Genomic DNA, 21,164 nt, shown 5'->3' on the forward strand with positions numbered 1-21,164 from the left:
TCCGGGGCGGGCGGGGAGACGCACCGCCGATTGCGACCTCTGCCAGGCCCTCGGCGGCATCACGGCGGCCGGCCCGTGCCTGCGGCCGGCCGACGCGGTCATGCAGGGGCTGCCGCCGACGCGTCGGCCGCCTTTGCGGCTCTCTTTGTGGCTCTGCCAAGGGTGTTGCCGGTCCGGTTGTCCGGGCGCAGTGCCATCGCCGTGGCCAGGACGGCGAAGGCCGTGAGAGCGGCCAGGGTCCGGATGAGGTGGGCCAGTTGCCACCGGTTTCGCTGGTGTTCCCAGTCGGCGGGTGGCGTGGTGACGGACCAGTCGAGCTGGTCGCTGTTGATGGGCACGTTGACACTGGCGGTGAGGATGAAGATCGCGGCCATCAGCAGGAGCGCCGCGAGCGCGAACCAGCGTTCCTTGGCCCGCGTGCGGAAGGCCAGCACGGCCAGGACGAGAACGGCGGCCGCCGCCGGTGCCAGAGTGGCGAGGGCCAGTTTGTCCAGGGCGTCGAGCTCTACGTGCCGGACCTGGGTGTAGACGGACGCGGTGTGGGAGCGCAGGGAGTTCTCCAGTACGAGCACTGCCAGGAGGAAACCCGCGAACAGACCGCTGAACAGCAGGCCCGTGAGGTGGGCGAGGCGTCGCGCGTTCACTGGTCGGCGCCGGTGAAGTCGGTGGCGTGCTCGGTGGCCCACTGCGCGAAGGTCCGCCCGGGCGCGCCGGTCGCCGAGGTGGCCCGGGCCGGTGTTTTCTCGCCGCGTTCGTATCGCGCCATCAGTGCCCGGACGAAGGGTTCGGGTAGTCCACCGGAGCGGATCATGCCCTGCGCGGCGGCTTCTGCGGGGATTTCCTCGTAGCGGAGCGGGCGGCCGATCGCCCGGCCGATGGTCGCCACGGCTTCGGAGTGGGTGAGGTTGTGCGGTCCGGACACCGGCACATACCGGCCGGTGAACGCCTCGTCCCGCAGGGCCCGGGCGATCGTCTCCGCGACGTCCTTCTCGTGTACGAGTGCCTCGGCGAAGCCCGCGTAGGGGCCGCGCACCACGTTCCCCGCCCGTATCTGACCGGCCCACATGGTGAGGGTGTTGAGGGCGAAGGACGTGGGCCGCACGCTCACCCAGGGCAACGGGCCCCGGACGACGGCCTGTTCGACCTCCTTGTTGCGGTCGCCGTTGTAACGCGAGGGCTGGTGGTCGAGTTCTTCGTCGACGTTGATCGCCGACATCACGACCACACGTCGTACGCCCTGCTCGGCTGCCGCGGTCACCAGCTTGCCCGCGGCTTCCTCGCCGACGGCCCGCGGGTGGACGAACAGGGCGGTTATCCCATCGAGGAGATGCGGCCCGGGTTTGCGCGCGTCTCCTTGCACCACCTCTGTGCCGGCCGGGAGACCGGCGGCTGAAGGGTTGCGGCTGATCGCGCGCACGGCTTTCCCGTCCGCGAGCAGGGCTTCGACGAGCGGCCTTCCGATGGATCCGGTCGCCCCGGTGATGAGGTACATGACACGGTCCTCTCTTCCCCATAAGGTATGAGAACCGTAACACTTTGATTCGAGGTCCGTATAGTATGAGTTCCGTAAGACCTAATCCCCGCGACCGACGCCGCACCACGACCGAGATCAAAGGCGCGCTGCGAGCGCTGAGCCTCCAACTCACCGTCCTCAACCGGCAGGTCAGTGCCCGCCTCGCCCTCAAGGACGTCGATCTCGACTGCCTCGACCTGATCAACAGCAACGGTCCACTCGCGCCCACGGCACTGGCCCGCCAGGCCAATCTCCACCCGGCCACCCTCACCGGCATCCTCGACCGACTCGAACGCGCCGGCTGGATCGCCCGCGAACGCGACCCCTCGGACCGCAGGGCCGTCCGTATCCGCGCACTGCGCGACCGCAACGGCGAACTGATCTCCCTCTACGCCGAGATGAACTCCGCGATCGACACCATCTGCGCCGACTACAGCGAAGCCGACCTTGCCCTGCTCAACGACTTCCTCACCCGCGCCACGGACGCCGGGCAGGAAGCCTCCCGGAACCTGGCCGCCCCACCCGGCGAACGGTGAAATAGCCGGCCGGCGGGGCGCAGGGGTCCACGGCTCCGCCCAGGTATGGGATCAGGCGCAGGCGCGGAGCCGCAGGCGCCGGTCCAGCCGACCACGCAGACGCGCAGAAGCCCCGCGAAGAGTTCCGAGTTGCCGCACTTCTGCCGCCGCGAGTTCCGTCCGTCCCGCCAGCGCGAGCACAGCGGCATAGGGCCGTTCGCCCTCGGCGAGCTTCGCCGCCACGGCGTCACGGACAGCTCGCAGCACCGAGCGGTCCGCGCCGGTGGGCTCTGGTCCCGACCAGCTTCCGGCGTTACAGGACAAGCCTCTGCCGCGGGACTCGCAGCCGATCGCTGCAATCACGCCTGGTCCGCGTGTCCGTGGGCCCCGGCTCGCGTTGGCCTGGCGAAGATTGCTGGTGCGGCAGGCGGCGAAGGACACAGGGCGATGACATCAGAGACGCAGTTGCAGATCCGGGCCGTGCACAAGGCATATGGACGGCGGGCAGTGTTGCGGGGCGTCGATTTCACGGTGTCGGCGGGCATGCTCGCCGGCGTGGTGGGCGAGAACGGCTCGGGCAAGAGCACATTGCTGCGGATCGCCGTGGGGGAGCTCGTGCCTGACGGCGGTAGCGTGCAGCGCTTCGGAGCTTTGGGGTATTGCCCGCAGCAGGCAGTGGTCAACGACACGCTGACGGTCGCCCAGCATCTGCGGTTCTTCCAGGTCGCCTACCGGCTTCCGCGGCTCACTGAAGCGTGGGAGCTGGTGGACCTGCTGGGTTTTGGTGCCGAGCGGCGTACGCGGGCCGGAGAGTTGAGCGGCGGGACCCGGCAGAAGTTGAACCTGACCCTGGCGTTGATGCACGATCCGCCGCTGTTGGTCCTCGACGAGCCCTATCAGGGCTTCGACTGGGACACGCACCAGCGTTTCTGGCAGCTGGCGGTCCAGCTGCGTTCCCAGGGACGTTCGGTGGTGGTGGTCTCCCATCTGCTGCACGATCTGCAGCACTTCGACACCGTTCACCATCTGCGCGATGGCCGCCTGCACGAGGGAGCAGCCCGGTGAAACACCAGTGGACGGCGTTCACCGTGGCCCTCGGCTTCACGCTGGCCGGCCACCTGCGCAACCGCCTGGCGATGGGCATGATCGCCTTCTTCATTCCGACCTGGATCTATGTGGTGCGGGCGACCGCACTGGACAAAGACATCACGTTCACCAGCGTCCTGGGCATGGAGGTGACCGCGTCGATGAACCGCACCATCCAGATCTCCAGCGCCCTGCACGCCGTCACGGTGATCGCCGGATTCATGATGTTCATGGCGACCTTCAACGCCCGGAGCATGGATCTGCGCCTGGTCCTGGCGGGCTATCCCCGGCTGCAACTCCTGACCGCCAAGATCCTCGCCCTGTTCGTCATCACGGTGCTGCTCACCGGCTACACCACCGCTCTGCTGTGGATGTCCTGGCCGCTGACCCAGCCTCATGCGGTCGCGGCCGCAGTGGCCGCGGCGATCCTTGCGTACGGCGGTCTGGGCATCATGGCCGGCTATCTGCTGCGCGGTGAACTCGAGGGCTTCTTCGTCGTGGTGATGACGACGCTCGTCGATGTCGGCATGCAGAGCCCGGTCTCGAATCCTTCCGGAGACCAGGCGCTGCTGGGCGCCCTGCCGCTGTACGGGCCCGCGCAGGCTGCCCTGGCCGCTTCCTTCACCCATGCGCACACCCTCGCCTGCGCCGGCCGGGCGCTGCCCTGGTTCGCCGCCACCAGTGTCGGTGCCCTGGTCATCTTCTGCCTGCGCACCCGCCATTACGGGCGGTCGGACCCGGCCTGCCCGCGGCGTCCCGGCTCGCGATCGCACCCGGATCCAGGTCCCGCTCGGTCGGAGTCGGCGGGCTGAGGGGCGCCTCCGCAGGGGGGCCGGGCCGGCGAAGTTGTGGCACGCTCTCGCCCCCGGCGGGCGCGGCCGTTGCCTGCCCGGCCCGGGCGTCGTTGCACCAAGCATCCATGACGACGAGGCGAGGGCGCCGACGGTGAGCGAGGGAAGAAACGCAAGTCTGCCCGGCCCGTGGCGGCGTTGGCGCGTCGGAAACACCGGGTGGACTCCGGCGCAGGCCGGCGATCTTTCCGGACGTACCGCGGTGGTCACGGGCTCCTCTCGCGGCATCGGTGCCGCGCTGGCCGAGCACCTGGCCCGCCACGGAGCACATGTGATCGTCCTGTGCCCCTCCGAGACCCACGGGCGGGCGGCGGCCGCAGCGGTACGTCATCGCGTCGCAGCCGCCCGGCTGGACAGTGTCGTGTGCGACCTCTCCCAGCTGGGCCAGGTCCGCGAGGCTGCCGGGCGGATCACGACGATGGCGGCAGGGAGGCTGGATCTTCTGGTCAACAACGCCGGTGTGGCCGCGCTGCCCCGCACCCGCTCCGCGGCGGGCTGCGAGATGCACTTCGCCGTGAATCACCTCGGTCATTTCGCGCTGACCGGACACCTGCTGCCCGCTCTGCTCAATACGCCGCAGCCTCGGGTAGTCAACGTCTCCTCCGTCCTGCACTGGCTGGGCCGGTGCCACCCCCGCCGACCGCACCGGCCCCGCCTCTACCTGCGCTGGATGGCCTACTTCGACTCCAAAGTCGCCAACTTGCTGTTCACACGCGGGCTTTCCGCATGGGCTCACCTCCACCAGTTGCCGCTGCGCGCCGTCGCCGCCCATCCCGGCCTGGTGAACACCTCCCTGGGCTCCAGCGCCCTGCACGCCGACGGCCGGCACCGCCAGGCGCTATTGCTGGAATGGATGCAGGCGCGGTGGCACTGTCCCAGCCAGGCGGCCTGGCCGCTGTTCAGGGCCGCCACGGAGCCACACGTCGCGGGCAGTGAGTTCTTCGGGCCGGGCGGCCGCTGGGAATGGTCCGGCCCGCCCGTGCCGGTGCGCGCCGCCCGACGGGCATGCGAGGCACGCGCCGCCGAGCAGTTGTGGCAGCTGTCCCAACAGCTGACCGCCTATCCGTTCGCCTGCCTCCCAGAAGGTCCGGGACAGGGAGAGGAGTACTCGTGACCACGCCGCCATCACGCCCAAGCCCGCCCCCCGGCCGCAGACGGCGCGTGCTTCGCGCGGTCGGCAACAGCTGGCTCCTGCGCCACTGCGGACCTCACCTGCTGCCCCGCCTGGACCGCTGCTTCCACCGTTGGACCCGGGGCCGCTGGATGCCCAGCCGCCTGCTGGTTCCGGTCCTGATCCTGCACACCACACGCCGCGACGGCACCACCTGCCGCACGCCCCTCCTGGCCGGCCGGACCGCACCAGACACCTTCATCGTCATGGCCACCAACTTCGGCCGCCCCCGGCACCCCGCCTGGTCCTGGCACCTGCTGCGCGAACCGCACGCCAGGGTGCACTGGCGCGGCCGTTCCTGGCCGGTCCGAGCACGCCTGCTGTCCCCCGAGGAACAGCGAGAAGCCCGGGACGAGATCCTTGCCGCAATGCCGTGCTTCGACGACTACGCCCGCCGCAGCGGACGAGATATCCGGGTCTTCGTCCTGCGCCCAACCTCCCTGCACGTATCCGCGCCCGGACGCCACCTGAACTGAGCCCCGGTACGCGTACAGGTCCCTCCCCGTCGCAGGCCGCCCGGCCCGGCCCGGCGAAAGCCGTGCGGTCACAGCACTAGCTTCCGCTGGGCATCATCGACATCAGCAGTTCGTGAGTCTCGACGTCGGCGGCGGCCACAAGTCCACGGCCCGACTCACCGATCGGGGAACCGTCGATCCCGGTGACAGTGCATCCGGCCGCCCGGCACAAAGCGATACCGGCCGCAAAGTGCACACTCCCGGAGAGGTCGCCGCCATCGGTGACATACGCGGCGCGCTTACCGGCCGCCACCCAAGCCAGCGCCAAGGACGTGGACACGACGCGCGGCCGGAAACGCTCGACGAACTCAGCGCGCGCCAGCAGGTCAACGGCGCGGAACCCGGGTGCATGGGGAAACGGCGGGTCCAGGTTGACGTCCACCAGACGGGTGGCAGCGGTAGGCATCAGGAGCGCGTCGTCAGCCCCGTCACGCCGCACCCGGGCGGCCTCGCCGTCGGTGAAGAACACCTCTCCGCTGAACGGGTCGGCCACAGCCGCCGCCTCGTCGCGCAGCGCTACGTTGACGGCCACCAGCATGTTGCCGACAGCGTAGTTCAGCGTGCCGCACAGGGGGTCCACCAGCCACTGGCGCACCGTGGCGGCGGCACCCTGCTGCCCGCCTTCCTCTCCGAGCACCGCGTCGTCGGGTCGCGCGGCGCGGATGACGCCGAGGATCGTCTTCTCGGCCTCCACATCGGCGGCGGTGGCAAAGTCCCCGGCGCCCTTGTCGATGCGGTCGAGCCGCTGGCCGTACATGCGCCGGATCACGTCAGCGCCGGCCCGCACCCCGGCTATCGCGACTGCGGCATCGTCAGAACCCGCGTATGAGTTGATCACGCTCGCAGCCTAGCGAGGCGATAGCCGCCGCCAGGCCGGATCCCGTCGGGGCCGGCGGCCTCCCATTCCGGACCGCCGGGCCCGACCGGCCGGCAGCCGGGCCTGGCATGGCCGGGTTATCCGTCTACCAGGTTCATGTGCATTTCGTTGTAGCGGTCGCCGCGGACGCCGATGCGGGCCGCCAGCGCGTCCAGATCCGCTCGCTCGTCCGCGGACAGTTCGACCTGCGTGGCGGCGGCGTTTTCCGCTACGCGGGCGATGCGGCGGGTGCCGGGGATCGGCACGATCCACGGGTGCTGGGCGAGCAGCCAGGCCAGGGCCACCCCTCCGGGGGTGGCGTTTTTCGTGTGGGCCAGGGCGGCGACGTGGTCGATCAGTGCCTGGTTGGCGGCGAGGTTGTCCTGGGCGAACCGCGGAATGGTCGTACGGATGTCGCCGTCGGTGAACGCGGTCGTGGTGTCGACGGTGCCGGTGAGGAAGCCCTTGCCGAGCGGGCTGAAGGGGACGAATCCGATGCCGAGTTCGGCAAGGGCGGGCAGGACTTCGGGCTCGGGGTCACGGGTCCACAGGGAGTACTCGCTTTGTACCGCGGTCACGGGGTGGACGGCGTGCGCCCTGCGGATCGTCGCGGCGCCGGCCTCGGACAGGCCGAAGTGCCGTACCTTGCCGTCCTGCACCAGTTCGGCGACCGCGCCCGCGACGTCCTCGATGGGTACGTCGGGGTCGACCCGGTGCTGGTAGAAGAGGTCGATCGTGTCCGTGCGCAGGCGGCGCAGTGAGGCGTCGGCGACCCGCTTGATCTGCTCCGGCCGGCTGTCGAGGCCGACAGGCTTGCCGTCTTCGATGCGCCAGCCGAACTTGGTGGCGACGACGACCGGTTCGCGCACTGGAGCGAGTGCTTCACCCACGAGTTCTTCGTTGGCGTAGGGGCCGTAGACCTCGGCGGTGTCGAAGAACGTGACGCCGTGATCGACGGCGCCGCGGAGTACGGCGATCATGTCCTGCCGGTCGCCGGGGTTGGGCCCGTAGCTCTGGGACATGCCCATGCAGCCGAGGCCGATGGCCGAGACCTCAAGGCCCTGGCCGAGGGTACGCGTGTGCATGGTGGTGCCTCCTGTGTTGTCAGTAATCGCGATGCGGCGGGCGGGATCACGGTTCAGTGGCTGCTGGTGGGATCCGGGTCTGCGGTTGCCGCGGCGTCCTCGGTGACGGCCCATGCGGCCAGCAGGTGCAGTGCGTCGCGGGCAGGGGTGTGCGGGGCGGCGCTGTACGCGGTCAGGGTCAGGCCGGGCTGTGCGGGCAGTTCCATGGCGTCGAAGTCGAGGGTGACCTCGCCGACGACCGGGTGGCGGAAGGTTTTGTGTCCGGTGTGGTGCAGGCGCACGTTGTGCTTGGCCCACGCGGTGCGGAACTCCTCGCTGCGCGTGACGAGTTCGCCGATCAGCCCGGTGAGGTCGCTGTCGCCGGGGGTCCGGCCGGCCTCGGTGCGCAGCAGGGCGACGGTCGTGTGCACGGACTGCTCCCAGTCGGGGAAGAAGTCCCGGCCGTGCGGGTCCAGGAACTGGAAGCGGGCGACGTTGACCGGGCGCGGGGCGTCAGCAGTGAACAGCGGTGCGTACAGGGCGCGGCCGAGGCGGTTGACGGCGAGGATGTCGAGGCGGCCGTTGCGGATGAAGGCGGGGGAGTCGGTCATGGAGTGAAGGACGCGCAGGACACTGTCCGGGAGCGGGCCTCGGACGCGTTTGGCGCGGCGGGCGGGGCGTTTGGCGACGGCGCGGGCCAGGTCGTACAGGTGGGCGCGTTCGGCTTGGTCGAGCCGCAGGGCGTTCGCGACGGCGTCCAGGACGCTCTCGGAGGCCCCGGCGAGGTGGCCGCGTTCCAGGCGGACGTAGTAGTCGATGCTGACTCCGGCGAGCATGGCCACTTCCTCGCGGCGCAGGCCGGGCACGCGCCGGTTGCCGCCGTAGGCGGGCAGTCCGGCCTGCTGCGGGGTGATCTTCGCGCGGCGGGATGCCAGGAAGTCGCGGATGTCGCTCTCGGTACTCACGTCTTCCAGGCTATTTCCAGGCTAGGCGGGCGGGTGCGGACGAGGGGGGCTCTGTCGGTACCTGTAACGGCCGGTGCTCAGGCTTCCCGGGCCACGTCGGCCACCTGGTCGAGCACGTCCCGCAGCTGGGCCGATCCCTTCGGGCCGAGAGCGCCGGTGATCTGCAGCTCGATGCCGGCGATCACTGCGTCGGCCTCGCGCAGCATGGCGCGCCCGGCGTCGGTGAGGTGCAGTTCCTGCACGTGCCGGTGGCGCGGGTGTTCGCGTCGCTCCACCTGCCCGCGGCTCTCCAGGCGCGCCACCAGCGAGGCCACGGCCTGGGGGGTGACGTTGAGCCGGCGGGCCAGCTCCGCGCCGGTCAGTCCCGGCTCGGAATGCACCGAGATCAAGAGCGTGTAGTGCGAGGCGGCCAGGCCCAGCGGGCGCAACCGCTGCTCCTTCAGTGTCTGCACAGCCAGTTCCGCGCGGCGCAGCGCCCAGGTGACCCGGTCAAGAGCGCCGGCTCCGACGGGATCCTCGTCGTTTCGTGTCACGGGACAAGGATATGGCACTTCATGGCTATCAAGCGTTTGACAGCTGACCAACGCTTGAGGACAGTGGTGGCATGACTCGCACCATTGCTCTGATCACTGGCGCCTCCTCCGGCATCGGCGCCGCCTACGCCCGGCTCCTGGCGGACGACCACGACCTCGTCCTGGTGGCGCGGCGCGCCGACCGGCTCGCCGACCTCGCCGGGGAACTCCGCGCCCGCGGGGCAGGCGTCGAGGTGCTGCCCGCCGACCTCATGACCCACGACGGCATCGCCGCCGTCACCGGCCGCTTGGCGGACGCGGACGTCGGCATGCTGGTCAGCAACGCCGGCGCCGGCGGCTACGCCCCGCTTACCGACGCTGAGCCGGCCGACATCGACGGCCTGCTCACCCTCAACGCCGTGGCCCCGATTCAACTGGTCCGCGCTGCCCTGCCCGGAATGCTCGCAGCAGGCTCAGGCGCGATCATCACCGTCGCCTCGCTGCTCGCTTTCAGTGCGGGCGTCACGGATCCGCGAGCGCCCCGGCGCACCCTGTATGTCGCCGCGAAGGCCGCCACCCTGGGCTTCACCCGCACCCTCGCGGCCGAGATCGCCGATACCCCGGTCCGCGTTCAGGTCGTGTGCCCCGGCGTCGTGGCGACGGACTGGAACGGCGGCGCCGGCCATGACATCCCCTGGGCGATGTCGCCCGAGGACGTTGCGTCGGCCAGCCTGATCGGCCTGCGCCTCGGCGAGACCGTCTGCGCGCCCGGTCTGGAGGGCCAGGACGCGGCCTTGGATGCCCTGCTCGCCGCAGAGGACGCGTTCGTCACGGGCGGCAACCAACCCGCACTCGCGGCCCGCTACGCACAAGCGCGAGCCTAGGACTGCGACGGCGAGTGGGCAGGTGACCCCTCGCGCAGAGCGCTGCCGGATCATTGTCCTCCGGCTTCCTCCGGCGTCCGTACGCCGGCAGCAGGAACACCGAAGCTCACCCGTCTGCAGCAGATCGACCCGGCCACGTACTCCGCCAAGCCGGCCGACAGCCCCGGCTCCCCGCGAGGCACCACCGCGAAAGGGGTACTGACAGAGCCTCCCGCGCCCGCCCGCGACCGCGTATCACTGTCGATTATGGAATACACGCGCCTTGGAACCTCAGGCCTCACCGTCAGCCGTCTCGCGCTCGGCTGCATGACCTTCGGAGACACCTCGACCGGTTTCAGCAAGTGGGCACTCGGCGACGAAGAATCCGAGCCGATTTTCCGGCAGGCCATCGAATCGGGAATCACGTTCTGGGACACCGCGAACGCCTACAGCTATGGCACCTCGGAAGAAATCGTCGGTCGTGCCGTCAAGAAGTACTCGCGCCGCGAGGACATCGTGCTCGCCACCAAGGTCTTCTACCCCATGCACGCCGGCCCGGGCGGATCCGGAACGTCCCGCAAGGCGATCATGGAGCAGATCGATGCGTCGCTGACCCGGCTCGGCACCGACTACGTGGACCTCTACCAGATCCACCGCCTCGACTACGACACGCCCGCCGAGGAGACGATGGAAGCCCTCCACGATGTCGTGAAGGCGGGCAAGGTGCGCTACATCGGAGCGTCGTCGATGCTGGCGTGGGAGTTCGCCAAGCTGCAGCACACAGCCGACCTGCACGGGTGGACGCGGTTTGTGTCCATGCAGGACCAGTACAGCCTCCTCATGCGCGAAGAGGAACGGGAGATGTTCGGCCTGCTCGCTGATCAGGGTGTCGGCAGCATCCCCTGGAGCCCGCTGGCACGCGGCCGGCTAACCCGGCCCCGGGGCGAGGAGACCCGCAGGTCCGAAACCGACCCCGCGTACGAGCGCCTCTTCGTCGAGGAGCAGTCCAACCGGAAGATCATCGAGGCAGTGCAGACGGTGGCCCGGGCCCGCGGTGTGTCGATGGCCACGATCGCGCTCGCCTGGGTCCTGGCGAACCCGGTGGTCAGCGCCCCGATCGTCGGGGCATCCAAACCGCATCACCTCAAGGACGCCGTCGCAGCCCTCGACATCACCCTGACCGACGAAGAGGTCAGCGCGCTCGAGGAGCCCTACACACCGCGGCTCGCCACCGGCATGAGCGCCGCGGACCGCCCACCGGCCCGCTAGCCCGAGGGGCCCGGGTACTGCGTGCTACTGCGCGTCGAGGATTCCAGGCGTGTCGTGCAGGACAACGCTCTGTTCGAGCGGGACGCGCCCCATGTGGAAGCTGTTCGCCGGTGCGGCCAGGTCGGCGTTGCCGAAGGAGATGCCGAACAGCAGCTTGAGATCCTCGGGAACGCCCAGGAACTCGCGGACGGTGTCGGCGTACATCCCGAGCATGGTCTGCGGAATGCCGCCGAGCCCCCGGGCCGTCAGTGAGAGCAGGAAGTTCTGTGCGTACATGCCGATGTCACCGGCCACCCGCACGCCGTCGCCGAACGCGGGCATGAAGAGAAACGCGGCATGGGGGGCTCCGTGGAAATTCAGGTTCTCCCTGGCATGCGCATTCCTTGCTGCCCGGTCCGAGCGGGGTATCCCCAGAGCCCCGTACACGGTCGCGGCGTGGTCGTGCGCCCGGTCGAGATAGGCGCCGTCGCCGAAGTCGGCGTAGCTGAAGGAGAAGTCGGAGGAGAACCGCTCTTCCTCATCGGCCTTGAGCAGCTCCTTGCTCAGGGCGTCGCGCGCCGCACCCGAGACGACATGCACCGTCCAGGGCTGGGTGTTGCAGTTCGAAGGGGCAGCCTGAGCGTCTTCCAGCACGCCGCGGATGTCCGACGGGGCGAGCGGTGTGGGGTGGAACTTCCGCACGGAGTACCGGGCGCGCACGATGTCGGTAATGGGCGAAGCTGTGGCAGGCAAAACGATTCCTTCCAGGGGGGACGGTCGGTGACCGCGGTTGCGTCTGAGGGGGGTGTGGTGGGCTCGGCGGCGGTGCCGGGTGCGCGTCAGCGGTGGAGGGAGCGGTTGAGCTCGACCGTCTCGTCCAGCGTGGGCATGGAGGTGAGGACGGCGAAGCGCTCCATCTGGCGTTCCCGGTTGCGCGGCGCCTCGGCCTTGTCGGCTCGTTCCAAGGCCGACTTCAGGTCCGTCAGGCCCAGTTCGGTGCAGTAGGCGGGTGTCATCGGCTGCTGGCGCCAGGAATCGGCCAGCACTCCGGCGTCGTACGGGTCGAAGCCGCTCTCGTCCACCAGGTGCATGGCCACGCGCCGTGCTTCCTCAGAGTCGCCGGCGACGGGGAGTGCGATGCGGCCGGGAGTTCCGGCCGGTACGCCCTTGGACTGCAGGGTGCCGGCCAGGGCGGCGTTCCACGCCTTGACGATGGGCCGCCCCAGTTGCCCGGCGACCCACAGACTCTCCACCTGGCCCTGCTCGACCGCGTCGATGGGACCGCTCAGGTGGGGGAAGTAGTTCGAGGTATCGATGACGACGGTCTCGTCGGCGACGGCGTCGAAGAGGGCTCTCAGGGACGGGATCCGTCCGAAGGGGACGGAGAGGATGACCACGTCCTTGTCCTGAACGGCGTCCGCCGCGCGTACCGCCTGCGCGCCGTACTCCAGCGCGGCGGCGTCGATCGTCTCGGGGCCCCGGGAGTTCGCCACCTGGACCTCGTGTCCGGCCGCGCTGAACTTGCGCGTCAGCGTGGCGCCGACCGCTCCTGCGCCGATAACACTAATTCTCATGATTTGTCCCTCTCAATGTCGCACTACCCCCAGAGGGGCGGCGGGGTGTGACGGTTGACCGCGCGGGGAGGAGGCCGCCGGGCCCTTCGACGGCGCCGGCGGCGGCCGACGGCGGCCGGCTGCGGGGAATGCGGTGGCCGGTGGCCTACCCCTTGTCGTTCTGTTCGCGGTATCCGCTCTCGATGAGCGTGCGCAGGCGGCCGAGTGATTCTTCGTCGGTGGCGCCGGTGCCGCTGATCCAGGCGGTGGAGACGGCCGCGAGGTACAGGTCGTACCCCGTCACCGAAGGCCGCGCGAGCCCTGCGGTCTGCGCGGCGCGCAGATACTCCTCGGTGGTGGCGATGAGGTCGTCGCAGGGGAGGGTGAGCGGGTTGTCCGGCTCCCGCTCCCTGGCCGCGGCCATGAGGGGTTCCGGCAGCCCGCTGAAGGCGCTGAAGTACTCCTCCATCGCGCGCAGCCACTGCCGCAGCCTCTCGGAGGCGTCAGCGAGCCGCGCGATCTCCGCCCGGCGGGCCACCAACTCCTCGGAGCGCGTCTGGAGCACGGCCGCCAGCAGCGCCTCGCGGGTCGGGAAGTGCCTGTACAGCGTGGCGGGCCCGACACCTGCCTCCTTGGCCACCGCCTCCAGGGAGGCGCCGACGCCGTCCCTCAGGAAGTGACGCTGCGCCGCTTCCAGGAGAGCCGCACGGTTGCGCTGGACGTCCGCACGGGGCTTGCGCTCTCGCTGTTCCTTGACGCCCATGTGCCCTCCGACCTCGTGCGTTTCTGCGATCACAACAAAACGGAGGCTGACTCCGTACAGGATCGAGAGTAAAACGGAGGCAGCATCCGGTCAACCCGGCACTCTTGCTTCGTCCGCGCCGCCGGGACGGAATGGGGACGGTCAAGCCCTCGCACCCACTGAGCGAAAGGGCCTCCGTGACTGTTGACTGCCGGATCAGGGCCTGGGGCCGGGTCCGGTTCCGCCCCGGGCGAGCCGGTCGGGCATGGCCGCAGACGTACGGCGCGGCTGCCGCCCGGTGGACGTCGCCGCGATCGCCGATCGCCGGAAGGCACCCCAACTGACGGGCATCCGACGGCGCTTCACACCGTACGGACACCCTCGCGGTCTTCGAGGGCGCTGATGGCGGTGGCGGTGAGGCTGTGGGTGATGTGATCGCGCATCAACTGGGCGGCCTCAGCGGCTCGTTCCTCCGCGATGAGGTCGACCAGCCGGTGATGTTCCTGGAGGTCGCGGGTGCGGGGCTCATCGCCGGGCGGGAGTTCGAGGCCGAGGCGACGGTAGCGGTCGGACTTGTCCCACAGGTCGTCCAGGAGGCGGATGAGTACGTCGTTGTGCGAGGACCGGTAGAGGGCCTGATGGAAGGCGCGGTGAGCGGTGAGCGCTTCCTCGCCCCACTGCCGGGTGACAGGCAGCAGCCTGTCGGCGGCCGTCCGCATGGTGGCGATGTCGTCCTCGGTCCGCCGTCGCGCGGCAAGTTCGGCGGCGGTGGGATCCAGCGACAGCCGCACTTCGAACAGCTGGCGGGCTTCGTCGGAGTTCATGGTGGAGACCCGGACATCGCGGTGCGTCTCCACGGTCACGAGCCCTTCGCTGCTGAGGCGGCGGATGGCCTCGCGCAGGGGTGTGATGCTCATGCCCAGGGACTCCGCGAGGTCGTACTGCGCGAGCCGTGACCCCGCGGGCAGCGTGCCGAAGAGGATCTGACCGCGCAATTCCGCGTAGGCAAGGTCGCTCTTGCTGAGGAACAGGTTCGTGTCGGCCATCGCCCCGTACGCATCCTCTCCGGGTGCCCCGCACCCCTTGACAGTCCCGGTCAGGACAGCTCAGCCTAACACCGACGTAACTTATAAGATATTAGAGAGGGCGCCGCAGTGAAGATCACCAACGTCTACGAAGGCGTAGTTCCGATCAGTTCCTCGATCCGCAACGCCTGGATCGACTTCAGCTCCATGGACTGCTCGATCGTGGCGATCGAGAGCGACGTCATCCGCGACGGCAAACCGCTCGTCGGCTACGGCTTCAACTCCAACGGCCGCTACAGCGCCGGCGAGATCCTGCGCCGCCGCGTCCTGCCCCGCCTGACGGCCGCCGAGCCCGACAGCCTCCTCGACGAGCAGGGCAGCCTGGATCCCGCCAAGGCGTGGCAGGTCATGATGCGCAACGAGAAGCCCGGCGGGCACGGCGAGCGCTCGGTCGCGGTCGGCGTGGTGGACATGGCCCTGTTCGACCTGGCGTCCAAGATCGAGGGCAAGCCGCTGTACCGGTACCTGTCCGAGCGCCACGGCGACGGGCAGCCCGACGACTCCGTGTTCGTCTACGCCGCAGGCGGCTACTACGCCCCCGACAAGACCCTCACCGACCTGCAGGACGAGATGCGCGGCTTTCTCGACCTCGGCTACGACGTCGTGAAAATGAAGATCGGCGGCGCCGGCCTGGCCGAGGACCTGCGCCGCATCGAGGCCGTGATCGACGTCCTGGACGGCGACGGCTCCCGGCTGGCCGTCGACGTCAACGGCCGCTTCGACCTGGCCACGGCCCTCGAGTACGGGCGGGCCATCGAGCCCTATGGCCTGTTCTGGTACGAGGAGATCGGCGACCCTCTCGACTACCACCTCAACGCCACCGTCGCCGAGCACTACGCCGGCCCCATCGCCACCGGCGAGAACCTCTTCTCGCTGCAGGACGCCCGCAACCTGATCCGCTACGGCGGCATGCGCCCCGACCGCGACATCCTCCAGTTCGACCCCGCCCTCTCCTACGGGCTCACCGAGTACCTGCGCATCCAGGACATGCTCGGTCGGCACGGCTGGTCGTCCCGCCGCTGCATCCCGCACGGCGGCCACCAGTTCTCCCTGCACATCGCCGCCGCCCTCAAGCTCGGCGGCAACGAGTCCTACCCCGGCGAGTTCCAGCCCACCGGCGGCTTCGCCGACGACGCCGTCGTGGAAAAGAGCAGGGTCGGCCTGACCGACATCCCCGGCATCGGCTTCGAAGGCAAGGCCGCCTTCTACAAGGTGCTGCGCGACCTGCACAGCTGACGGCACGGCACGGCACGGCAGGGCGGCTCGCTCGCGCCGCGGGCCGCCCTGCCGCCGGCGCGGCTCCACCGAGCGCCACGTACGAGACCGGGGACGCGAGGCGCGTCACGTCCCCCCGCACCCCCCACGGGACAGGGCTACACACGATCGTCGTGCAAGGGAGCACCAACGATGACAAGCACCATCACGGCCGACCGCCCCCAACGGTCACGGCTGAACCGCCTGATACGCGAGCTGTGGTTTCAGGTGGTGCTGGCCGCGGTCCTCGGCATCGCCGTCGGCATTCTCGCGCCCGGACTCGGTGAGGAACTCAAACCGCTCAACGACTGGTTCATCGCACTGGTCAAGATGATCGTGATTCCGGTGGTCTTCTGCGTGGTCACCACAGGCATCGCCTCGATGGACAACCTGCGCAAGGCGGGCCGGATCGGCGTGAAGGCGATCGGCTACTTCCTGGTGCTCTCCTTCGTGTCCATGCTCATCGGCCTTGTGATCGCCAACATCTTCCAGCCCGGCTCCGGACTCAGCGTCGACCCCGCCTCGCTGAACGCGGACGACGTACCCAAGACGGCCACGGAGCACGCCACCTTCACCGGCTTCGTCTCCTCCCTGATCCCCGCCTCACTCCTGGGCGCGATCACCGGTGACGCGATCCTGGCCGCGCTGATGGTCTCGATCGTCTTCGGCGTGGCCCTGAACATGGCCGGCGAGGACGGCGCTCCCCTGACCCGCGGCATCAAGGCGCTCTCGGACGTCGTCTTCCGCATCGTGGGCTGGGTGATGAGGCTGGCACCCCTGGGCACGTTCGGCGCCCTGGCGACCGTGGTCGCCACCTACGGCGCGGACAGTCTCAAGCAGCTCGGCTACCTCATCATCCTGTTCACGGCGACCTGCATCCTCTACGTCCTGGTCGTGCTCGGGGCCATCATGCGGGCCTGCCGTCTGAGCCTGTTCGGTCTCATGCGCTTCCTCAAGGCCGAGCTCCTGATCGCCCTGAGCACCTGTTCCAGCGAAGCCGTACTGCCGCAGCTGGTGCGCAAACTGGAGACCCTCGGCATCGGCCGGCCCGTGGTCGGCATCGTCATCCCCTCCGGGTTCTCCTTCAATCTGGACGGCTCCGCGGTCTATCTCACGATGGCGTCCTTGTTCCTGGCCCAGGCCATGGGTATCGATCTGTCCTGGCAGCAGCAGCTGATCATGGTCGGCGTCATGATGCTCACCAGCAAGGGGACCGCGGGCATCGCGGGCGGCGCGTTCATCGTGCTCGCCAGCACCGTCACCGCGGTCGGCCATGTGCCCCTGGCCGCGCTCTCCCTGATCGTGGGCATCGACCGCATCCTCAACGAGGGCCGCGTCTTCATCAACGTCCTCGGCAACGCCGTCGCCACCATCGTGATCGGCAAATGGGAGAAGGACATCGACATGAACCGGGCCCGTGCGGTCCTGAGTTCCGGCGCGACCCCGCCGCAGCCGGCCGGGGCCACGGAGGTCGAGGCGGCGTCCGAGGCCGACACGTCCGGGGTTGACACGTCCAAGGCCGACACGACCGAGGCCGACGCGTCCAAGTGACCGCGCCGGCCGTCCGGGGCGATGATCCGTCGTACCGGACGAGGAGGCGCGGGGCCGGCCTTCGCGGCCGGGGAGCATGGTCAGGCACCGCCCGCTCGCCATCGGAAAGACCCGTTGGATACGCCCGCCGGTCGACCACATCTGCCTTCCCGAGGCACAGGCACTACCAACTCGCCTGCCCCGAAAGGGACCCCTCAGGCACCCACCAATGAACGCTCGAGGCGATGACGGTGTCCCGCAGCCTTGCCGAGGTGGTCAGGTCCCGCTCCGAGGGTGCTTCGCCGATCAGGGCCAGCGTGGCACCCGTGGTCGCCGCGTGGATGACGCGGGCCGCCTGTTCCACCGGAACCCGCAGGCACCCTGCTTCGGCCGCCCGGCCCAGCAGGCTCACCAGCGGCGAGCCAGCCAACGCGCGTCAGGACCAGCGGATCAGCGGATACTTGCGGCAACCCGTCCTTCGGCGCTTGTGCCGGTGGGCACCGAAGACGGCGGCGTTCTCTTCTACGCGCGGATGTATGCGGCCAAAGCCGTCCCGCTCTGCGTGCTCGCCGCCGTTATTCCGCTTTTCGCCACGGGAGCAGTAGCCGGCCTGTGTCTGCTCGGCGCAGCAGCCTCCCAGGTGATGGACGCAGCAATCGGCTCGGGCGAGGCAACCTGCGTCAGGTCGGCGGCGCACTGTCGCGGCCGTCGTGCATGCCCTGGTCGCCGCCCTGACCTGGTGACGAGCGTGAGGATGTTGCTGTTGCCGCGGGATGTCCCGGCCTCCGACTGGCAGTTGCGAATGTCCGATGAGTGGTGAAGCGGCAGCGAAATCGGCCGTGACGGGCGGCACCAGCGGCACGTCGAACGCAAGGTGTGTCCGGCGGGTCGAGTGTCCGGGCGCCCGCAATGCAGGGACCCACACTCATACACGGCGGCCGTTCTCCCGCACTTCGTTGCTCGACATCTCGAAGCGTGGAGAAGGCCGCCTCGGCTGTCCCATGTAGAACCACAGATCAGCAGGTCAGAGGACACTAGAGGTTAATCGAGCTTGGGAGGCAAGCTCAGGTCAGGGACTCGAAGTAGGCCTTCTGCGCGGGGTAGTAGTCCTCGAAGTCAGGCCGTGGTCCGCCCGTGCGTGCGGCGGTGAGCATGTCCAGGTAGTACTCCCAGCCGGGGCCGGTCTGGCCGAGGTGCTCCGTCGAGGCGAGATGATGGACCAGCCGGAGTTCGGTGGTGCCGTCGCTCTCGGCCAGCAGCAGCTCCATCGACCAGGATCCGGCCTCGTCCTCCATCGAGACGGCGAGTCGGCGCGGCGGTTCGCAGGCTTCGATTCGCAGTGGGCACCAGGGCGCCGACTCCTCGAACACCATCTGCACTTCGATGGTGCGGCCGGCCGCCGCATGGCCGCGCCACGGGCCGAACCAGCGGGCGGTGCGCTCCGGCTCGGTGACACTTGCCCAGACGTCATCGGCGGAGACGCGGTAGCTGCGGGTAAGGATCAGGTCGTGCCCCGTCGGGGTGGGGACGAGCTGTCCGCTGGGCTCAAGAGTCATGCCGTGTCCTCCTTGGAGTGGCGCGCGATGTGCTGATCGGCGGCGGGCTCAGCCCGGTTGCGGTCCCGTCGGGTGCGGTGAACCTCGGTCTCCAACGCCGCCAGGCGCTGCGACCAGTCGACAGGCACAGGCTGGGTGTCGAACTGGGCGAGCCAGGCGGCCAGGTCACCCAACCGGGAGCGGACGAGGGAGTAACGCCGATGGCGTCCGATGTGCTGGTCCCGGACCAGGCCGCTCTCCCGCAGCACGCGCAGGTGACGGCTGATCGCGGGTCGGCTGATGGCGAACCGGGCAGCGATGTCGCCAGCCGTCAGTGGTGTACGGAGCAACATCATCAGGATCTTGCGGCGCACCGGATCGGCGATGGCGTCGGCCACCTTGCTCAGGTCGTCCACACCAGAAGCGTAACCTATAGGTTACGCGTCAAGGCGGCATGCCCCAGTTTGCACCCAGCACGGGGGTCGAAAGACCGGTAGTCGTAGCCCTCGTCGCCTGATCAAGGCGCCCCGTCGAGGGGTGCTGTCGCCAAGCAGGAGCTCTGCTGATGCTGCGGATGACGGCCTGTAGGAGCATGGCCGCATGGATGATGACCATGGCTTCACGCAGCTCGCCCCGGACGGGGCGGGCCGGGGAAGCGGGGACAGCACGGCCACGGGCGATGCGGCGGCCCTGCAGGTCCGGGCGGCGCGGGACGCTGTCGTCGGCCGTGGCTGGCATCTGATGGAGCCGGCTGCGGTCTCCCGGTGCGTGGGTGCCGGTCCCGCCGTGTGGGAGCAGTTCGCCGCGCACTGGGACGACCTGGTGACGGATCCGTACGCAGCCGAGAAGGGCACGTGCCGTCTCAGGCGTTACGGACAGTTCCTGCTGTCCCGGACCGGGGAGATCACACCGCTGGGCCACGAGGCGTTCGTGCAGCCCGAGGACAGCAACCCCCTGTACGTGGATATCGAACGTCGTTTCGAGACGCTGACCGCGGAGTTCCGGGCGGAACCGGTGCTGTACGCGCTGATCCGGCTGCTCGGTGAAGTGGCCGCGGGGATGGACGATGCCGCCGACTGGACCGTCAGAGTGCATCCCTTCCGGGTCGTCGCACGGGCCGACAGCCTGGCGCAGCCCACCCCGGAAGGCCGGCACAAGGACGGCGTCCACCTGGTCTCCTCGATGCTGATCGGCCGGGAGAACGTGACCGGCGGCCGCAGCACGGTCTACGACGCGGACGGCCGCGAGATCGCGGCCACCACGCTCAGCGAACCCCCGAGCCTCCTGTTGAGTGATGACCGGGCGACCTGGCACGCCGTCTCGCCGGTCCGCCCGCAGGACACCGGCCGGCCCGGCCGCCGGGATGTCCTGGTGACGACGCTCACCGCCCGCTGACCTCGTCCCGGGCCACCACACAAGCGGGCGGTGACCGGCACGAGCCGTACATCATCCGGTGGAAGGGGCCGACTGGGCCGACGACCAGGGCCCGCGGGCCCTGGTCGTCGGACATGTACTTCCTGATGCATCGTCAGATCGCGGTGAAACCGCCGTCAGCGGCGATCACGGCTCCCGTGACGAAACTGGAGCGGGGCGAGACGAGGAAGCACAAGACCTCGGCGATCTCCTCGGGCTGTGCCACACGTCCCAGTGGCTGCGCGGCGGCGAAGGACGCCAGGTACGCGCGGCTGTCGGGGCGGATGGTGTCGAGGAAGTCCGTCTCGATGACGCCCGCGGCAACGAGGTTGGCGCGGATGCCCAGCGGGCCGCCCTCGACGGCGAGCACCTTGGTCAGTTGGGCCAGAGCGCCCTTCGACGCACTGTAGGCGACGCCTTCGGGCAGGGCGACGGTGGAGGCGTACGAGCCGGTGCTCACGATGGCGCCGCCGCCGCGGCTCTGCATGGCCCGGAATGCCTCGCGGGCGCAGAAGAAAGAGCCGCGGGCGTTGACCGCCATGATGGAGTCCCAGTCCTCGGCCGTGGTTTCGGTGACGGGCTTGTTCTGGGTGCGCCCGGCATTGTTCACGAGGATGTCAAGGCCGCCGAAGGCGTCCAGGGCCTCGCCCACCGCGCGGTGGGCGGTCTCCTCCCGGGTGATGTCGCCGTGCGTCGTGACGACGCCGGGGAACTCCTCCGCCAGGTTCGCGACATCGGGGCGGAGGTCGAGGGCGACGACCCGGGCGCCGCGGGCGTGGAGGAGCGCCACGGTCTCCCGGCCCACTCCTCGCGCGGCTCCGGTGACGAGGGCGACCTTCCCGGCGAACTCGGCGGTTTCAGGGGTGGCGGCGGATGCGGTTGCAGGTGTCATG

General features: G+C 69.5%; 26 protein-coding genes. 11 read left to right on the forward strand and 15 right to left on the reverse strand.

The window, feature by feature from the left end:
• Positions 1-98: 98 nt before the first annotated feature.
• Positions 99-644: an anthrone oxygenase family protein gene (locus tag IE226_RS36675; protein WP_229871769.1), complete on the reverse strand. Its 546-nt coding sequence runs from the start codon at positions 642-644 to the stop codon at positions 99-101.
• On the reverse strand, positions 641-1,492 hold the full coding sequence (locus IE226_RS36680) for an SDR family oxidoreductase (protein ID WP_190085827.1): 852 nt from the start codon (positions 1,490-1,492) through the stop codon (positions 641-643). The genes IE226_RS36675 and IE226_RS36680 overlap by 4 nt, the downstream gene beginning before the upstream one ends.
• A gap of 65 nt (positions 1,493-1,557) precedes the next feature.
• Between IE226_RS36680 and IE226_RS36685 the strand changes: the two genes are divergently transcribed.
• The 5 genes from IE226_RS36685 (at position 1,558) to IE226_RS36705 (ending at position 5,612) form a co-directional block, all read left to right on the forward strand.
• Positions 1,558-2,049 carry a MarR family transcriptional regulator gene (locus IE226_RS36685; RefSeq protein WP_190085828.1) on the forward strand — a complete coding sequence of 164 codons (492 nt, stop codon included), beginning with the start codon at positions 1,558-1,560 and terminating at the stop codon, positions 2,047-2,049.
• A 426-nt stretch (positions 2,050-2,475) separates the two neighbouring features.
• Positions 2,476-3,093 (forward strand): ABC transporter ATP-binding protein, encoded by a 618-nt coding sequence (locus IE226_RS36690; protein WP_190085829.1) that lies wholly within the window; start codon positions 2,476-2,478, stop codon positions 3,091-3,093.
• The gene (locus tag IE226_RS36695; RefSeq protein ID WP_190085830.1) at positions 3,090-3,926 is read left to right on the forward strand and encodes an ABC transporter permease; all 837 of its coding nucleotides are present in this window, start codon (positions 3,090-3,092) and stop codon (positions 3,924-3,926) included. The genes IE226_RS36690 and IE226_RS36695 overlap by 4 nt, the downstream gene beginning before the upstream one ends.
• Positions 3,927-4,059: 133 nt before the next feature.
• Entirely contained in the window at positions 4,060-5,079 is a 1,020-nt protein-coding gene (locus IE226_RS36700; RefSeq protein WP_190085831.1) for an SDR family NAD(P)-dependent oxidoreductase, read from the forward strand.
• The gene (locus IE226_RS36705) at positions 5,076-5,612 is read left to right on the forward strand and encodes a nitroreductase/quinone reductase family protein (protein WP_229871770.1); all 537 of its coding nucleotides are present in this window, start codon (positions 5,076-5,078) and stop codon (positions 5,610-5,612) included. The genes IE226_RS36700 and IE226_RS36705 overlap by 4 nt, the downstream gene beginning before the upstream one ends.
• Before the next feature lie 76 nt (positions 5,613-5,688).
• On the opposite strand, the gene IE226_RS36710 is transcribed toward IE226_RS36705, so the two are convergent.
• The 4 genes from IE226_RS36710 to IE226_RS36725 form a co-directional block, all read right to left on the reverse strand.
• Entirely contained in the window at positions 5,689-6,489 is an 801-nt protein-coding gene (locus IE226_RS36710) for an inositol monophosphatase family protein (RefSeq protein WP_190085833.1), read from the reverse strand.
• A gap of 116 nt (positions 6,490-6,605) precedes the next feature.
• Positions 6,606-7,592 (reverse strand): aldo/keto reductase, encoded by a 987-nt coding sequence (locus IE226_RS36715; protein ID WP_190085834.1) that lies wholly within the window; start codon positions 7,590-7,592, stop codon positions 6,606-6,608.
• A gap of 53 nt (positions 7,593-7,645) precedes the next feature.
• Positions 7,646-8,536, reverse strand: coding sequence for a helix-turn-helix transcriptional regulator (locus tag IE226_RS36720; RefSeq protein ID WP_190085835.1), 891 nt, complete (start codon positions 8,534-8,536; stop codon positions 7,646-7,648).
• 77 nt (positions 8,537-8,613) lie between these two features.
• Entirely contained in the window at positions 8,614-9,069 is a 456-nt protein-coding gene (locus tag IE226_RS36725) for a MarR family winged helix-turn-helix transcriptional regulator (RefSeq protein ID WP_190085836.1), read from the reverse strand.
• Between the two features lie 71 nt (positions 9,070-9,140).
• Here IE226_RS36725 and IE226_RS36730 point away from each other — a divergent pair, with 71 nt between their 5' ends.
• Entirely contained in the window at positions 9,141-9,932 is a 792-nt protein-coding gene (locus tag IE226_RS36730) for an SDR family NAD(P)-dependent oxidoreductase (protein ID WP_190085837.1), read from the forward strand.
• Between the two features lie 246 nt (positions 9,933-10,178).
• Positions 10,179-11,180 carry an aldo/keto reductase gene (locus tag IE226_RS36735; protein WP_190085838.1) on the forward strand — a complete coding sequence of 334 codons (1,002 nt, stop codon included), beginning with the start codon at positions 10,179-10,181 and terminating at the stop codon, positions 11,178-11,180.
• A gap of 24 nt (positions 11,181-11,204) precedes the next feature.
• Here the strand turns inward: IE226_RS36735 and IE226_RS36740 are convergent, their stop codons facing one another.
• The 4 genes from IE226_RS36740 to IE226_RS36755 all read right to left on the reverse strand — a co-directional run bounded on the left by IE226_RS36740 (position 11,205) and on the right by IE226_RS36755 (position 14,500).
• Positions 11,205-11,912, reverse strand: a complete 708-nt coding sequence (locus tag IE226_RS36740; RefSeq protein ID WP_190085839.1) for a nitroreductase — start codon at positions 11,910-11,912, stop codon at positions 11,205-11,207.
• A gap of 86 nt (positions 11,913-11,998) precedes the next feature.
• On the reverse strand, positions 11,999-12,733 hold the full coding sequence (locus IE226_RS36745) for an NADPH-dependent F420 reductase (protein ID WP_190085840.1): 735 nt from the start codon (positions 12,731-12,733) through the stop codon (positions 11,999-12,001).
• 145 nt (positions 12,734-12,878) lie between these two features.
• Entirely contained in the window at positions 12,879-13,475 is a 597-nt protein-coding gene (locus IE226_RS36750) for a TetR/AcrR family transcriptional regulator (protein WP_190085879.1), read from the reverse strand.
• Between the two features lie 341 nt (positions 13,476-13,816).
• Complete coding sequence (locus IE226_RS36755; protein ID WP_190085841.1) at positions 13,817-14,500, reverse strand: GntR family transcriptional regulator; 684 nt, start codon at positions 14,498-14,500, stop codon at positions 13,817-13,819.
• 108 nt (positions 14,501-14,608) lie between these two features.
• Here IE226_RS36755 and IE226_RS36760 point away from each other — a divergent pair, with 108 nt between their 5' ends.
• On the forward strand, positions 14,609-15,775 hold the full coding sequence (locus IE226_RS36760; protein WP_190085842.1) for a mandelate racemase/muconate lactonizing enzyme family protein: 1,167 nt from the start codon (positions 14,609-14,611) through the stop codon (positions 15,773-15,775).
• 171 nt (positions 15,776-15,946) lie between these two features.
• Positions 15,947-17,344: a cation:dicarboxylate symporter family transporter gene (locus tag IE226_RS36765; protein ID WP_229871771.1), complete on the forward strand. Its 1,398-nt coding sequence runs from the start codon at positions 15,947-15,949 to the stop codon at positions 17,342-17,344.
• A 163-nt stretch (positions 17,345-17,507) separates the two neighbouring features.
• Here IE226_RS36765 and IE226_RS36770 read toward each other — a convergent pair whose 3' ends face one another.
• Positions 17,508-17,735 carry a hypothetical protein gene (locus IE226_RS36770; RefSeq protein WP_229871772.1) on the reverse strand — a complete coding sequence of 76 codons (228 nt, stop codon included), beginning with the start codon at positions 17,733-17,735 and terminating at the stop codon, positions 17,508-17,510.
• 81 nt (positions 17,736-17,816) lie between these two features.
• Between IE226_RS36770 and IE226_RS36775 the strand changes: the two genes are divergently transcribed.
• On the forward strand, positions 17,817-18,143 hold the full coding sequence (locus tag IE226_RS36775) for a hypothetical protein (RefSeq protein ID WP_190085843.1): 327 nt from the start codon (positions 17,817-17,819) through the stop codon (positions 18,141-18,143).
• A gap of 244 nt (positions 18,144-18,387) precedes the next feature.
• Here IE226_RS36775 and IE226_RS36780 read toward each other — a convergent pair whose 3' ends face one another.
• Positions 18,388-18,879: an SRPBCC family protein gene (locus IE226_RS36780; RefSeq protein WP_190085844.1), complete on the reverse strand. Its 492-nt coding sequence runs from the start codon at positions 18,877-18,879 to the stop codon at positions 18,388-18,390.
• Entirely contained in the window at positions 18,876-19,274 is a 399-nt protein-coding gene (locus IE226_RS36785) for a metalloregulator ArsR/SmtB family transcription factor (protein WP_190085845.1), read from the reverse strand. Before IE226_RS36785 ends, IE226_RS36780 begins: the two co-directional genes overlap by 4 nt.
• Before the next feature lie 184 nt (positions 19,275-19,458).
• Between IE226_RS36785 and IE226_RS36790 the strand changes: the two genes are divergently transcribed.
• Complete coding sequence (locus IE226_RS36790) at positions 19,459-20,253, forward strand: 2OG-Fe dioxygenase family protein (protein WP_190085846.1); 795 nt, start codon at positions 19,459-19,461, stop codon at positions 20,251-20,253.
• Here the strand turns inward: IE226_RS36790 and IE226_RS44950 are convergent.
• Both IE226_RS44950 and IE226_RS36795 read right to left on the reverse strand, forming a co-directional pair.
• On the reverse strand, positions 20,240-20,368 hold the full coding sequence (locus IE226_RS44950; protein ID WP_268251309.1) for a hypothetical protein: 129 nt from the start codon (positions 20,366-20,368) through the stop codon (positions 20,240-20,242). The genes IE226_RS36790 and IE226_RS44950 overlap by 14 nt on opposite strands.
• Positions 20,369-20,386: 18 nt before the next feature.
• Entirely contained in the window at positions 20,387-21,163 is a 777-nt protein-coding gene (locus IE226_RS36795; protein ID WP_190085847.1) for an SDR family NAD(P)-dependent oxidoreductase, read from the reverse strand.
• Position 21,164 lies beyond the last annotated feature (1 nt).

This window comes from Streptomyces longisporoflavus, from assembly GCF_014649775.1.
In the GTDB taxonomy this organism is placed as follows: domain Bacteria; phylum Actinomycetota; class Actinomycetes; order Streptomycetales; family Streptomycetaceae; genus Streptomyces; species Streptomyces longisporoflavus.